Consider the following 14,529-nt stretch of genomic DNA (forward strand, 5'->3'; position numbering starts at 1 on the left):
TCTCGCATCTCGCATCTCGCGACTTGCGACTTGCGACTTGCGACTTGCATCTCGCGTCTCGCGTCTCGCGTCTCGCGTCTCGCGTCTCGCGTCTCGCGTCTCGCGTCTCGCGATTTTCAGCTTGCGGCATTCGCAGCGCGTTGTCCTCGCGCCTTTCGTCGCGATTCTCGCTTCGTCACGCGATTCGTCGGCCGCAACGCGCCCGCATTGCCTGCGCGCCCCGCCCGCTCGCACGCGCATCCCGAGCATCCCGAAGCATCCCATCGCATCCCGGCATCCGCGATTCGCCTGCCCGTCGCGCTCAATCATCTGATTTAAGGAACCCAGGCCCGCGCCGATAACCAGCCATCGACGCAGGCCACACGGCATTCACCCAGCAACGCCCGAAATCAGATGAAGCTCCGCCACAAAATCCCGCTTGCCTTCGCGGCAGCCCTCGTCCTCACATCCGCCGGCGCGTTCTACGGCATTCATGCGCTCAACCGCTCGCTCGACACGTACGCCACGACGGTCCAGCAAAACGCCGCGAACGAGCGGATGGTGTCCGCGACGCTCGTCGCGTTCAAGCTGCAAGTGCAGGAATGGAAGGACACGCTGCTGCGCGGCAAGGACCCGGCGAAACTCGACAAGTACTGGAGCGCGTTCCAGCAGCGCGAACGAACCGTCGGCACACTCGCCGCCGAACTCGAATCGAAGCTGCCCGACGGCGAAAGCCGCAGGCTGATCGAGCAATTCGCGTCGGCGCACGTGGAAATGGGGCGAGGCTATCGTAAGGGATTCGAAGCATTCAAGGCGTCGGGCTTCGATCCGTCGGCGGGCGACCAGGCCGTGGCCGGCGTCGATCGCGCGCCCGCCGCGCTCCTCGAAAAGGCCGCGCAGGACATCGCCGCCGACAGCGCGCGCGAATCGGCCGAAGCCGCGAGCAACGCCGCGCACGCGACGACGGTCAGCATCGTCGCGACGCTCGTCGTGTTCGCGCTCGCGCTCGCCGGCGGCGTCTGGTTCAGCGGCGCCGTCACGCGCCCGCTCGCGCGCGCGCTCGCCTGCGTGCGCCGGGTCGCGACGGGCGATCTGTCGACGCCGATCGACGCGCGCGGCGACGACGAGATCGCCGAGCTGCTCGCCGCGCTGAAGGACATGCAGGCGAGCCTGTCGCGCGTCGTCCACGACGTGCGGCACAGCGCCGACGGCGTCGCGACCGCGAGCGCGCAGATCGCGTCGGGCAATCTCGATCTGTCGTCGCGCACCGAGGAACAGGCGGCGTCGCTCGAGGAAACGGCGGCGAGCATGGACGAGCTCACGTCGACCGTGCGCCGCAACGCCGAGCATGCGCAGCATGCGTGCGCGGTGGCCGCGGGCGCGTCGACGACCGCGACGCGCGGCGGCGACGTGATGCGGCAAGTCGTCGACACGATGCGCGGGATCGCGGACAGCTCGGGCCGGGTCGCCGAGATCATCGCGGTGATCGACGGCATCGCGTTCCAGACCAACATCCTCGCGCTGAACGCGGCCGTCGAAGCCGCGCGCGCGGGCGAGCAAGGGCGCGGCTTCGCGGTCGTCGCGGGCGAGGTGCGCACGCTCGCGCAGCGCAGCGCGACGGCGGCCCGCGAAATCAAAGCGCTGATCGAGCAGTCGGCCGAACGCGTCGGCGCGGGCTCCGCGCTCGTCGGCGACGCGGGGCGGATCATCGGCGAGATCGTCGGCTCGGTGCGGCAGGTGACGGACATCGTGAGCGAGATCGCGTCGGCGTCGAACGAGCAGAGCGTCGGCATCGAGCAGGTCAACCATGCCGTCGCGCAAATGGACAACGTGACGCAGCAGAACGCGGCGCTCGTCGAGGAGGCGTCGGCGGCGGCGCACGCGCTCGCCGAGCAGGCGCGCGCGCTGCACGGCGCGGTCGCGGTGTTCAGGCTGCAAGACGATCGCGTGAGCGAGCGCGGCGACGCTCGCGGCGCGCAGCAGCCCGCCGAGCAAAAACTTCGGCTGGCGGACGCGTTTGTCTGAACGCCCGGCGAGCCGCGCGCATACCACCGGCGCTCGCCTCGGCGCAACTCGGTGCGGCTCGGTGCGGCTCGGTGTGGCTCGGTGTGGCTCGGCGCGGCACGGCACGGCTCGGCTCGGCTCGGCACGGCACGGCACGGCTAAGCGCGACTGAGCGTGACCGAACGACTGAACGCAACAGAACGAAACTGAACGCGACGCAGCGAATCACATGCGCCGCATCGATGCAACCGCATCCACGCTACGCACCCGGCTTGCTCGCGACGAAGTGAAACCACGCTTCGCCGCCGAGATCCTGTTCGCGCCGCAACGGCTTGCCGGTCGAGCCGCCGAACGCCGCGCGCAGCTTCAGGCCGGCGGCATCGAGCTGCCGCTGCTGCGTGTCGAAATCGGTATACATGATGAGTATCCCGAACTTGTGCGCGGCGCACACGCGCATCGCATAGCCGTCGAACGTTCGATTGAAACGCGAATTCCAGACATAGTTGAACGCGCCGACCGGCAGCGAATAGGCGATCCGCGCCGCATCGATCGCGAGCGCGAGCGGATTCGCCGAGCGCCGCGGCAGACGAACGAGCCGCGACGGCCCTTCCCGATAGCTCGGCCCCGCGAGATTGTGCGTCGAGAACAGCGCGAAGCCGCCCGGCCGCAGCACGCGCGCGAACTCCTTCAGGATCGACATCCGGCCATCGTGATCGACCGCGTCGATGCCGTTGTAGCTGAACACGACGAGCGAAAAGCTCTCGTCGGCGAACGTCGACATGTCGCGCGCGTCCATCCGGTGCACGCGCGTGCCCGGATGATTGCGCCGGCAGATCTCGACGAGCTCGGGCGTGTAGTCGACGGCCGTGTAGTCGGCGCTGATCGACTTCAGCAGCGGCACGGTGCGCCCGCCGCCCACGCCGACGTCGAGGATCGGCTCGTCGCGCACGCGCTCGGCGATCCATGCGAACGCCGCCGCCTCGCCGGGATCGGTCCAGCCGGATGCGCGCCCGTATCCGCGAAGCGCGCTGCGGCTGCGCCAGACGGCCTGATTGATGCGGTCCTGCACGAAACCTGCGTTCACGACTCCCCCTCTTCGCCGACAGCCTCGGCGAATCGCCGCACTTCGTTGAACTCGCTTCGAGTATCGTCATGCGCGCTCACGCATCTCTGTTCTGCGGCTTACACTGGCGGAGATTTCGAAGAAAGGCTCGAAGCGGCGCGCCACGCGCGCACCGCTTCGCGATGCGGCGAGACGTGCGTCGCACGCGATGCCCGATCGCGAATCAACGCTCGCGCGCGAAGCGATCGGTCGCCGCGATCAGCGCGCGCAGGATGCCCGGCTCGTCATATGCGTGTCCCGCGTCGGGCACGATCTCGAGCGACGCGCGCGGCCACGCCTTCGCGAGCTCCCACGCGGTGCGGGCGGGCGTCGCGACGTCGTAGCGCCCCTGGACGATCGCGCCCGGAATGCCCGCGAGACGATGCGCGTCGCGCAGCAACTGCCCTTCCTCCATGAAACCTTGATGAACGAAGTAGTGATTCTCGATGCGCGCGAACGCCAGCGCGTAATGCGCGTCGCCGAAATGCGCTTCGTGCACGGGATTCGGCAGCAGCGTGATCGTCCGGCCTTCCCAGATGCTCCATGCGCGCGCGGCTTCGTGCTTCGCCGCCTCGTCGTCGCCCGTCAGCCGGCGGCGGTACGCGGCCATCAGGTCCGAGCGCTCGGACGGCGGAATGGGTGCGACGAACGCCTCCCAAAGATCGGGAAACAGCCACGACGCGCCTTCCTGGTAGTACCACAGCAATTCCGCGCGGCGCACCGTGAAGATGCCGCGCACGACGAGCTCGCTCACGCGAGACGGATGCGTTTGCGCGTACGCGAGCGCGAGCGTGCTGCCCCACGAGCCGCCGAACACGAGCCAGCGCTCGACGCCCGCCATCTCGCGCAGCCGCTCGATGTCGTCGACGAGATGCCACGTCGTGTTGTTCTCGAGGCTCGCGTGCGGCGTCGAGCGGCCGCAGCCGCGCTGGTCGAACAGCAGCACGCTGTAGCGCGCGGGATCGAAAAGGCGGCGGTGATCGGCGCGGCAGCCGCCGCCCGGCCCGCCGTGTAGGAAGACGGCCGGCTTGCCGTCGGGATTGCCGCACAGCTCCCAATACACTTGATGGCCGTCGCCGGTGTCGAGCAAGCCTTGCGCGTAGGGTTCGATCGGTGGGTACAAGAGGCGCTCCGGATGAATGGAAGAAAACGACCGGAGCGATCGGGCGCGGACGACGGGCGCGGGTGCGCATCGTCGGCCGGCGGCCCCGGTTCGGCGTCGAAAGCGACGCTTCATTATGCCGAGTCGACGGAAAATCGGCGCGCCCGTTCGCGCCAGTCCGCGCCAGTCCGCGCCCGGTAGCACCGCTTGCGCGCGGTCATCGCCCGGCCGCCCGCGCTACCCGTCGCGGCGCAACGCGCCGACGAGCAGCGCGAACGCCGCCGGCGGCCCGCATGGTGGAGGTAAGAGCCCGGATTCCCCGGGCACCCGCCGTCGAGCGCACGCTCGAGGCGGCCCTGCGCGACGTGAATTCGTCGGCGCGCCGGACTATCGGCCTATCGGGCGATCGGCGATCGGCCGCTCGATCGCGCCTAGATCTTCTCCGCGTAAGCCGTCCGTTCGAGCGGCATGCAGGTGAGCGCCCGACCGGTCGGCTCGATGTAGCGCCGCGCGAGCGCCGCAGGTTCGGGATGCTCGACGACGCGCCAGCGATAGGGTTCGAGAAAGCCCTGCAAGTCCTGCGGATCGAGGCCGAAATGCCAGAGCCGGCCTTGCTCGACGTAGCGCCGATGGAGATTCTCGTCGCCGTACAGATTCTGGCCGTCGATGAAATCCTTGCGCACGTAGGTCAACGCAAGCCGGCTGCCGCGCGCGACGGTCGCGAGAAAATCCAGCACCTTGCGCACGCCCGCCTCGGTCAGATATTGCGTGACGCCTTCCCACACGAAGAAGCTTCGCCTGCCGCTCGAATAGCCGTGCCGGGCCAGCTCCGCGGCGAGCGTCTCGCGCTCGAAATCGATCGGCACGAGCGTCACGTGCTCGGGCACCTCGCCGAACAGGCGGCGAAGGCGCCGCCGCTTCGCATCGATGTTCCGCGGTTGATCGACTTCCCACACGGGCACGCTCGCGAGCGGCGCGAGCCGATACGCGCGCGTGTCGAAACCCGCGCCGAGATTGACGAACGAATCGATCTCGCCGGCCGATTCGAGCAACTTCTCGTCGATGAAGCGCTTGCGGCACAGGATGCCGCCCCAGACGCCGGGGAAATTCCGGTCCGACTTCGCGGCCATCCAGGCCGCCCCGCGCGGGCCGATCAACGAGACGATCGCTCGCGTGCCAAGCGGCGCGATCGCGCCCGCCAGTTCGTCGACGATGATGCGCCGCTCCGCGGGAAGCCGTTGCTCGACGGCGACCATCGCAATCGGTCGCGCGCCGGTCTGCGCTGCTGTCAACGCCATGTCGACACCTCGTCTGAAAAGTTCGATGAATCCAGTGTAGGCCGCGCATCGGCCGATCGCGAGACGAATGCACTCGCATGCGCGCTCGCGCGAATTCCGCCGCGCCTGCGCTCATCGGCACGTTTCGTTCGTCTAATCGTCGTGCGCGCCGACAAAAACGGTTCCAACAAGCGATCTGATGCCGCGTGCCGCGCTTCGATGCCTGTTTCGATGCCTGTCTCGACGCCGCGGACACGACGAGCGCCCCGAGCCGCGATGCCAAGCGCATTGCACATGGAACGTCAACGAAAGCGCCCTAGGGCCTGTTCCCGCTAATAACGGGCTTGCGCTGGCCGCCAGAATGGCCGAGCACAAGGATTGCGACGAAGTGAATACTCGACGTATTCGCGAGGAGCATGACGCAGCGATCGGCCCTTCTGGCGGCCAGCCCCTCGACGGATTTTTTCGATCACGGGAACGTGCCTTAGAGCGCCTTCGCCTCAGCGACGGCCGCGCGCCGATTGCACCGGATACCGAATCATTCCGCGCCGGCGCTGCCGAACGTCGAATTCACCGGCCGTCGCCTCGCGCATGCAATCGTCCGGACGGTCGGCCCACGATCACGCCCCGCCCGGATCATTGCGCGTCCCGCCTTGCCTAGCTCGACATCCGCGCGTCACGCGTTCCGGCGTGCAGCGCGCCACCCACGCCGATCGCGCGGCGCGACACGCTCCGAGCGCACCGCGCGACGCACGCCGCCGCGAAGCACCGGTGCGCGCTAACCGTCACGGGGAGACGCGCACGATCCGGCTCGTCATGCTGTTGCCGGGTGTCGAATGCGAAATGCAAACACTCCGGCGACGCCCGACGCGCGCATTCGATCCGGATCAACGCGGCTCAGGCGCAGCTATCTAGAATGAAAGGGCATGACGAAGCGCACGTCACCCAAGCGGCGGCGCGCCCCCACGACCGATGAAAGCCGGAACTTCGGCATCGGAATCGCAAACCAAGCAAAGAAAGCCTCGACATTCGCGGCGAATGGAACCGGTGTGTGCCGCGGCTAGACCGACCGGCATTTTCGGATTCGCCGGGGGCAGCTTCGATGAACCGTCCTCACACTACGCAGCCACGTCTCCTTCAATGCGCATGCATGCTTTGCGTCGTTGCACGCGCATCGCTTGCGGGCTTCGCGATATTCGTATCGCAACCGGTTAGCGCCGAACTGGCTGCGACGATTACCACCAAAGCATCCGTGTCGGCCAGCGCGGCTTCGGCAGTGGTCGCGCTCGCCACGAAGTCACATCGCGCTCCATCGGGCGCGTCGAACGCATCCGGCGCATCGAGCACTTCGGGCACTTCGGGCACTTCGAGCGCATCGAGCGCGTCGGAGGCATCCGGCGCATCCGCGTCTTTGCAAGCGTCGAGCGCACAATCGGCAACGCCCCGCGTGCTAACCGCCCCGCCGCTGCCGACGCTGACCGAAGCCGAAGCAGCGGACGTAACGCGCCGCGCGCTCGCGTTGCGCGCAACGTTCGCGCACGAAGTCACGCGACGCCTGAAGGTGCCGGCAGCGGAGCAGCGCGCATACGGCGAGCGCCTGCAACAAATGCTCGATACGCGCAATCTGGGCGAGCTGGCCCGTGAATACGTCGTGCTCGTCGATCGCGCGCCGAACGTGCAGGCGGCATTCATCTACTTCCGCACGACGCGGAACAACACGTGGCAGATGATCGGCGCATCGCCCGTCGCGACCGGCCTGCCCGGCCAGTACGACCATTTCGTGACGCCGCTCGGCGTGTTCGAGCACACGCCCGCGAACATGGATTTCCGCGCGGAAGGCACGATGAACGACAACGGCATTCGCGGCTACGGCCGCCACGACATGCGCATCTACGATTTCGGCTGGGCAGACGCGGAGCGCGGCTGGGGCAAGGGCGGCGTGTCTCAGATGCGCTTTCAGATGCACGCGACGGACCCGGAATATCTGGAACCGCTGCTCGGCATTCGCCACTCGAAGGGATGCGTGCGGATTCCCGCGACGCTGAACGTCTTCATCGATCAGCACGGGATTCTCGACGCCGAGTATGAAGCGCGCGCCGCCACCGGCGACACGCCTTGGGTGCTGCGCGCGCATCGGCAAGTCACGCCTTGGGCGGGCCGCTTTCTCGTCGTCGTCGATTCGGCGCGCAAGACGCGCCCCGCATGGTCGCCCGCGCCGGGCAAGAAGGCGCAGGCGAAGGTGCCGAAGGGCGGCGACACCGCGGATTGATGCAGGCAGGCGCGGACGGACGAGGCCGCCGCCTTGGGGTTTCACTGTTTCGCCGCTGTGCGGTTGTGCGGTTGTGCGGTTGTGCGGTTGTGCGGTCGTGCGGTCGTGCGGTCGTGCGGTCGTGCGGTCGTGCGGTCTTGCGGTCTTGCGGTCTTGCGGTCTTGCGGTCTTGCGGTCTTGCGATCGTACCCTCGTGCCGTTCGCCATTACGCCGCCGAGCCGTGCCGCCGCGCCCGGTTCGCATGCGGCTTCGTCGCCGCTCACGTCCGCGCGAGAACGAGCCGAACCCATGCGTCGACCGCGCCGCCGCCGTGTCAGCGGCGTTGCGCCACCGCGTCGTCCGCGTTCGTCGCCGGCGTTGCGCGCTGCCCGCGCGGCGCCCCGCCGAATCCGTCGAGAGCCGCCTTTGCCCGATACTGCGCGTCCCACATCGCCCGATAGCGCCCGTCGGCCGCGATCAGCTCGTCGTGCCGCCCCTGCTGCACGAGCCGGCCGCCGTCGATCACGAGAATCCGGTCCGCGCCGACGATCGTCGACAGACGATGCGCGATCACGATGACGGTCTTGTCCCGCACGAGCGCATCGATCGCGCGCTGCACCGCCAGTTCGCTTTCGACGTCGAGCGCCGCGGTCGGCTCGTCGAGAATCACGATCGGCGCATTCTTCAGCAGCGCGCGCGCGATCGAGATGCGCTGACGCTCGCCGCCCGACAGCCGGCCGCCGATCTCGCCGAGCCGCGTCTGCCAGCGCTGCGGCAGGCGTTCGATGAACGCGTGGCATTGCGCGGCGCGCGCCGCCGCCTCGACTTCGTCGTCCGTCGCGTCCGGGCGGGCCATCCGGATGTTCGCGAGCACCGTGTCGTCGAACAGGTAGACGTCCTGGAACACGACCGAAATCAGCGAATTCAGCGCCGCCTCCGGAATCCGGCGAATGTCGACGCCGCCGATCTCGATCGCACCGCGCTGAGGATCGGCATGGCGCAGCAGCAAACGTGCGATCGTCGACTTGCCCGATCCGGACGGGCCGACGAGCGCCGTCATCCCGTTCGCCGGCAGCGTCGCGCTGAAGCCGCCGAGCGCGTCGCCCGCCGCACGCGCATAGCGAAACGACACGTCGTCGAAACGCAAATCGAAGCGGCTCGGCACGCAAGACGGCTCACGCAACGGCAGCGGCTCGACCGCGAGCAGCGCCTCGATGCGCTCCAGCGCGGCTTCGATCATCTCGACGACCGCCGCATAGCCGATCAGCGTCGCCATCGGCTCGGAGAAGCGCACGACGATCACCATCACGGCCGCGACGACCGACAGATCGAGCGATCCCATCACGACCCACGTGACGGCCGCCGCGACGACGAGCTGCAGGCCCAGCTCGACGACGCTCGCGACGACGAGATTCGGCTTCGCGCTCTTGCGGTGCGCGGCCGTCTGCATGGCAAGCAACTCGTCGCAGCGCTCGGCGAGCGTGGACGCCTTCGCCGTGTCGCCGCAAGCCGCGCGCAGCACCGGCAGCCCTTGCGTGAATTCGACGATGTCGGCGTTCAGGCGGCGGTGCGCGTCCGCGAGCGCGCGCATCCCGCGCCCGAGCGCCGGCTGGCGCCAGCGGTACAGCGGCACGATCGCGGGAAACACGAGCAGCAGGATCAGGCCGACGCGCCAATCGACGAAAAGCGCGGCGAGCGCGACGACGCAGGGCGTGACGGTCGCGAGCGCGATCATGTTGACGATCGCGAGCGTGTAGTTCAGGTTCTCATCGACGTTGCCGAGCAGCAGCGCGTTCATCTCGCCCGAGCGCTTGTCCTGCAGCGTTTCGAGCGGCATGCGGCGCAACTGCTCGCCGAGCCGCATGCGCAGCGCGTGCGTCGTGTGCGCCATGCGCCCGTTGTATTCGAAGCCTTGCGCGCGCCAGCGAACGAGTGTCGCGAACGCGGCGATCAGCGTCATCGCGACCAGCCAGCCGAACGCCGACTCGATCGAGCGCGCGCCGACGATCGCGGCGATCAGCGGAAACAGGCACGCGAGCGCGAGCCCCTGCGCGGCCGCGGCCACGCACAGGCCGACGATGCTCGCGCGCAGCGCCGCCGCATTCGGGCCCGCGACGCTCGTCAGCCGGCGATACGTCACGCGCCACGACGTCGGGCAGGGGGTTTCGGTCGATTCGTGTTTCATCACGCGCGCTCCTGTTCGACGCGGTTCCGGTTTTCCTGCGCGCCCCCGCGCAGCGCCCAGCGTTGCACGCGCTCGTGGCTGTCCCACAGCCGCGCATAGACGCCCCGCGCCGCCAGCAGCGCATCGTGACGCCCCGCTTCGGCGAGCTCGCCCTGATCGAACACGAGAATCTGGTCGGCATGGCGGATCGTCGACAGCCGATGCGCGACCATGATCACCGTCTTGCCGCGCATCAGCGCGGACAGCGCCCGCATCAGCTCGGCCTCGTTCTCCGGATCGGAAAACGCGGTCGCCTCGTCGAGCACGAGGATCGGGCGGTTCTGCAGGATCGCGCGCGCGATCGTGACGCGCTGCCGCTGCCCGCCCGACAGGAATGCGCCGCGCTCGCCCGCGCGCGTGTCATAGCCGTGCGGCAGGCCCATGATGAAGTCGTGCGCCTGCGCGGCCTTCGCCGCCGCGATCACGTCGTCCATCGTGCGATTCGGCGAACCGAGGCGGATGTTGTTCGCGATCGTGTCGGCGAACAGGAACGTGTCCTGGAACACGAACGCCAGTTGCGACATCAGCGTATCGGCCGTCATGTCGCGCACGTCGACGCCGCCGACGAGCACGCGCCCCGCGTCCACGTCCCAGAAGCGCGGAATCAGCCGCGCGACGGTCGTCTTGCCCGCGCCCGACGGGCCGACGAGCGCCGTCGTCGAGCCCTGCGGAACGTGGAAGCTCACGTTGCGCAGCACGCGCGCGCCGTCGCGGTCGTCGGCGTCGGCGTGCTTGTCGCCGCTTGTGTCGCCGCTTGTGCCGCCGCTTGTGTCGCCGCTTATGTCGCCGCTTATGTCGCCGCTTGTGTCGCCGCTTGTGTCGCCGCTCGCGCCACCGCCGGCGCCCCGAACGCGACCGGCGTCGCGGCAGGCGGGCGCGGCGTCCGAATCGTCCCCGGCCGTCGCCCCGTAGCCGAAGCCGACGTTCTCGAACGTGACGCTCGCGTCGGCCGGCGCTCGCCCAACGGCGGGCATCGGCAGCGTCGGCAACGCCAGCGTCTGCTGGATTCGCGCGACGCTCAGCTTCGCCTTGTCGACCATGTGGTTGAGCATCATCATCGGCATCATCGCCTCCGCCATGCCGGTGCCGACGAGCAGCACCGCGATCCACGCGCCGAAATCCGCGGCATCGCGCGCGACGAGCCACGCGCCGAGCCACAGCATCACGAGCAACGTCGGCAGCGGATTGAGCGCCGCGAACGAGAAGCGCGCGGAAAAGCCCGCCTGCCGATACCAGCGCGTGAGCACGTCGAGATACGCGTCGAGCGCATGCTGGAAGCGGCCGAACGTCGAATAGCCGGCATCGAACGTACGCACGACGGGCATCGCCTGCACGAATTCGATGACGGCCGCGCTCACGCGCTCGCGCGCGTCGTTGTACAGCCGGCTCATCTCGACCGAATTGCGCATCGCGAGCGTCAGCACGCCGAACCCGATCGCCATCACCGCCGCCGCGCCGAGCGCGAGCCGCCAGTCGAGCCACAGCAGCGCGACGAGCGTGCACGCCGGCCCGACGAACGCGCGCGCATAGAGCGGCGTGCTGTCGGCGACGAAGATGTGCAGCGCTTTCACATCGTCGTGGACGACCTTCGACAGCGCGCCCGCGCCGACCTGCTGCAGCGTGCCGAGCGGCACGCGCGTCAGGCGCTCGGCCAGATCGCCGCGCAGGATCTTCTCGAGGCGAAACGCCGCGTAGTGCGACTGGCTGAACGCGCCGAGCCGCAGGAAATAGCTGCCGGCGAGGCACAGCACGGCGCACGCGAGAGGCCACGCCGGCCACGCGTGCGGCCGCTCGGCGAGCTGCCGCACGGTCCATGCGAGCGACAGCAGGAACGCGACGTTCAGCAGCGTCGCGAGCGACGAGACGAACATCGCGAAGCGGATCTGCGCACGCACCGGGCGCATGATGCGCCACGGGTCGGGGCGGGCATCCGCGCGCCGTCGGCGTACTGGACGGGCGGATTCGGTCGGTGGTTCGGACATGGCGATTCCTCGTGGGCCCGGCAACGGGCGAGACTGGTTGGCGCGCGGCGGCGCAAGCCGATCACGCGCGGCGCGCGGCGGCAGGAGAAACCGTGCGCGTCCGCGCGACGGCCGTGCACCGCGTCGCGCGACGGCACGCGATCGCGCGCGGCGGCGCATCGCGGGCGACGTCGCCGCCCGGCGGCGCGCGGCGGGCGGGCGGGCGCATCGAGCGCGGCGCGGCGCGCGCAGCGATCCGCCGCGCCGCGGCTCGCGCGGTCAGTAGTCGAACGCAACCGTCACCCCGACCGTGCGCCCGAGGCCGACCTGCGCGAGATTGCCCGTCGGCGCGCGGAACGCATACGTGCGGTAGTCGCGGTTCGTCAGGTTCTGCGCATAGAGCGTGAGCTCGACGTCGCGGCGCACGCGCCAGCCGAGCGACGCGTCGACGAGCGCATAGCCGCCCTGGCGCAGCTTGTTCGCGACGTCGAAGTACTGCGCGCCGACCCAGCGCACCGCGACGCGCGGCCGGACCGTGCCGACGCTCGTCGGCACGTCGCCGCCCACGTTCAGCGTGAAGCCGTAGCGCGGCGCGAACGGAACGTCGTTGCCGGCGCACGCGGCGCAGCCGAACGGATCGACGTAGCTGCGGAACGTCGCGTGGTTGAAGAAGCCGTCGAGCGCCGCCGTCCAGCCGCGCGCGATGCCCCATTCGACGCCGAACTCGACGCCCGTCGAGCGCGTGTCGCCGACGTTGCGCAGCGATTGGTAGCCGAGCGGATCGCTGCCGTAGAGTTGCGCGTTGCGGATGTCGATCCGATAGAGCGCCACGCTGCCGCGCAGCTTCTGCCCGGCGTAGCGCGCGCCGAGCTCGTAGCTCACCGCGCGCTCGGGGCCGAAGCCTTGCGCATCCGCGAGGCTCGACGGCGCGAGATTGAAGCCGCCCGGCTTGTAGCCCTGCGACACGTTCGCATAGACGCGCCACGCCGGATCGATCTGATAGCCGGCGGACAGCTTGCCGAGAATCCGGTTGCCTGCCATTCCGCTCGCGCCGGCGAACGGCGCGTATGTCGACGCGGACGCCATCGCCGTGCCGGCGAACTGCGTCCAGGCCTGATCGCGCGACGCCCGCAGGCCGGCCGACAGATCGAGCGCGCCCGTCACGTGCCACGTGACGTCGCCGTAAGCGGCGATCGACTTGCTCTCGTTGCTCGATGCGGTCGTCGACAGATTGACGACCGACGGAATCACCATGTCGTTGACGTACGTGCGCGACTGATGCACGTCCTGCCGATACACGCCGAACACCGCGTCCCAGCGCCGGCCGGGCGCATGCGTCGCGAGCCGCAGTTCCTGGACGTTCTGCCGCCAGTTCTCCGGCTGCTGCACGAAGTACTGGAGAAACGGGAAGCGCCGCTCGATGTCGAGCGTCTGCCACGCGGAAACCGCCGACAGACGCCAGTCGCCGATGTCGTAGCGCCCGGACAGCGCGTAGCTGTTCCCGCAGCGGCGCATGTACGACTCCGCGTATTGCGCGGGCAGCCGCGGATCGATGTTCGCGGTGCGGCCGCCGATGTCGTCGAAGGGCACGTAGATATCCTGCGTCGCCTTCGCGCAATCGCGCCCGACCGATACGTTCACTTCCCACGGCGCGCCGGTCGGCGCGACGCGCAGCTTCGCGCTGCCTGCCAATGAGCGGGAACCGCCCTGATGATCCGCGCCGCTCACCGGATTGCGCAGATCGCCGGGCGCGTCGACGTGCGCGAGCGACACCGCGCCGTACAGCAAATCCTTGACGAGCGGCCCCGCGACCTCCGCCTGCTCGACGTTGCCGCCGCGGCTCGAGACGCCCGCCCGCAGGTGCACGCGCGGCGTGTTGTCGGGCGGCATCGTGACGATGTTCAGCACGCCGCCTTCCGCGCTCTTGCCGTACAGCGTGCCCTGCGGCCCCTTCAGCAACTCGACGCGATCGACGCTCATGAGCGTCTGCGACGCGAACGTGGGCAACTGCGGCACGCCGTCGACGTACACGGTCAGCGCCGGATTGTAGAAATCCTGCGCCGACGTGACGCCTCGCAAGCCGATCAGCGGAAACAGCAGCGAACCGCCGCCCGTCATCTGCACGCCGGGCAGCACGCGCGCGAGATCGAGCGTGTTCGCGATCTGCGCGTCGTCGAGCGCCGGCTGCTCGACGACGACCGCCGCGCCGTTGAGGGTCGCGAGCGGCTGATCGCGCTTGCTCGCGGTGACGGTCACCGCGGACAGCTCGGTGGCCTGCGCCGCGCCGGGCGGCGAGCCGGCCCGAGCCGGAGCGCCGTCCGGCCGCTGCGCCGGCGATGCGTCGGCCGCGCTTGCGCGGGCGATGCCCGCCAAAGAAATGAGAGAAACCGCTACTGCCGTTGCAAAGGCGTTCGACGCCTGGAGCCTGCCCCGCCAGGCCCGCTGATACCGCATGAAACACACTCCTTGATGATCTCGTAGGACGGCCGGCGGACTCCTCGTGCGATCGTGCCTCACGAGCAATCCCGTGTCGTCGTGGGCGCGCGCCATGACGAGACGAAGCCGTCGCGCGCCCGAGGGCGCGTGAAGCCGCCGAAACCGACCGGCTCTCCCGGAATGAGCGAATCGTCT

Annotated in this window: 9 protein-coding genes; 2 read left to right on the forward strand and 7 right to left on the reverse strand. The window is 69.2% G+C overall.

The genetic code is table 11. The features are described from left to right. The first annotated feature begins 393 nt into the window (after positions 1 to 393). Positions 394 to 2,004, forward strand: coding sequence for a methyl-accepting chemotaxis protein (locus tag WS91_RS07075; protein ID WP_059669992.1), 1,611 nt, complete (start codon positions 394 to 396; stop codon positions 2,002 to 2,004). 238 nt (positions 2,005 to 2,242) lie between these two features. Here the strand turns inward: WS91_RS07075 and WS91_RS07080 are convergent, their stop codons facing one another. The 4 genes from WS91_RS07080 to WS91_RS35590 all read right to left on the reverse strand — a co-directional run bounded on the left by WS91_RS07080 (position 2,243) and on the right by WS91_RS35590 (position 6,829). Next, positions 2,243 to 3,067 carry a class I SAM-dependent methyltransferase gene (locus tag WS91_RS07080; RefSeq protein WP_059669993.1) on the reverse strand — a complete coding sequence of 275 codons (825 nt, stop codon included), beginning with the start codon at positions 3,065 to 3,067 and terminating at the stop codon, positions 2,243 to 2,245. Positions 3,068 to 3,269: 202 nt separating this feature from the next. Next, positions 3,270 to 4,208: a prolyl aminopeptidase gene (gene pip / locus WS91_RS07085; protein ID WP_038755265.1), complete on the reverse strand. Its 939-nt coding sequence runs from the start codon at positions 4,206 to 4,208 to the stop codon at positions 3,270 to 3,272. A 410-nt stretch (positions 4,209 to 4,618) separates the two neighbouring features. Then, entirely contained in the window at positions 4,619 to 5,485 is an 867-nt protein-coding gene (locus WS91_RS07090; protein WP_059669994.1) for an SAM-dependent methyltransferase, read from the reverse strand. Between the two features lie 1,116 nt (positions 5,486 to 6,601). Further along, a complete protein-coding gene (locus WS91_RS35590; protein WP_156432309.1) occupies positions 6,602 to 6,829 on the reverse strand; it encodes a hypothetical protein in 228 nt (75 codons plus the stop codon). Between the two features lie 82 nt (positions 6,830 to 6,911). Between WS91_RS35590 and WS91_RS07100 the strand changes: the two genes are divergently transcribed. Continuing rightward, on the forward strand, positions 6,912 to 7,733 hold the full coding sequence (locus WS91_RS07100; protein ID WP_331458324.1) for a hypothetical protein: 822 nt from the start codon (positions 6,912 to 6,914) through the stop codon (positions 7,731 to 7,733). Positions 7,734 to 8,047: 314 nt separating this feature from the next. Here the strand turns inward: WS91_RS07100 and WS91_RS07105 are convergent, their stop codons facing one another. The 3 genes from WS91_RS07105 to WS91_RS07115 form a co-directional block, all read right to left on the reverse strand. After that, positions 8,048 to 9,898, reverse strand: coding sequence for an ABC transporter ATP-binding protein (locus WS91_RS07105; protein ID WP_081990127.1), 1,851 nt, complete (start codon positions 9,896 to 9,898; stop codon positions 8,048 to 8,050). Beyond that, positions 9,898 to 11,841 carry an ABC transporter ATP-binding protein gene (locus WS91_RS07110; protein WP_059669996.1) on the reverse strand — a complete coding sequence of 648 codons (1,944 nt, stop codon included), beginning with the start codon at positions 11,839 to 11,841 and terminating at the stop codon, positions 9,898 to 9,900. Before WS91_RS07110 ends, WS91_RS07105 begins: the two co-directional genes overlap by 1 nt. 336 nt (positions 11,842 to 12,177) lie before the next feature. Then, entirely contained in the window at positions 12,178 to 14,352 is a 2,175-nt protein-coding gene (locus WS91_RS07115; protein ID WP_059669997.1) for a TonB-dependent receptor, read from the reverse strand. Positions 14,353 to 14,529 lie beyond the last annotated feature (177 nt).

This window comes from Burkholderia sp. MSMB1498 (assembly GCF_001526245.1).
Lineage (GTDB): Bacteria > Pseudomonadota > Gammaproteobacteria > Burkholderiales > Burkholderiaceae > Burkholderia > Burkholderia savannae.

Bases quoted from the DNA above. Each gene is read 5' to 3' on its own strand.
- WS91_RS07075 (WP_059669992.1), top strand. From the start codon at position 394: ATGAAGCTCCGCCACAAAATCCCGCTTGCCTTCGCGGCAGCCCTCGTC.
- WS91_RS07090 (WP_059669994.1), bottom strand. From the start codon at position 5,485: ATGGCGTTGACAGCAGCGCAGACCGGCGCGCGACCGATTGCGATGGTC.
- WS91_RS07105 (WP_081990127.1), bottom strand. From the start codon at position 9,898: ATGAAACACGAATCGACCGAAACCCCCTGCCCGACGTCGTGGCGCGTG.
- WS91_RS07110 (WP_059669996.1), bottom strand. From the start codon at position 11,841: ATGCGCCCGGTGCGTGCGCAGATCCGCTTCGCGATGTTCGTCTCGTCG.
- WS91_RS07115 (WP_059669997.1), bottom strand. From the start codon at position 14,352: ATGCGGTATCAGCGGGCCTGGCGGGGCAGGCTCCAGGCGTCGAACGCC.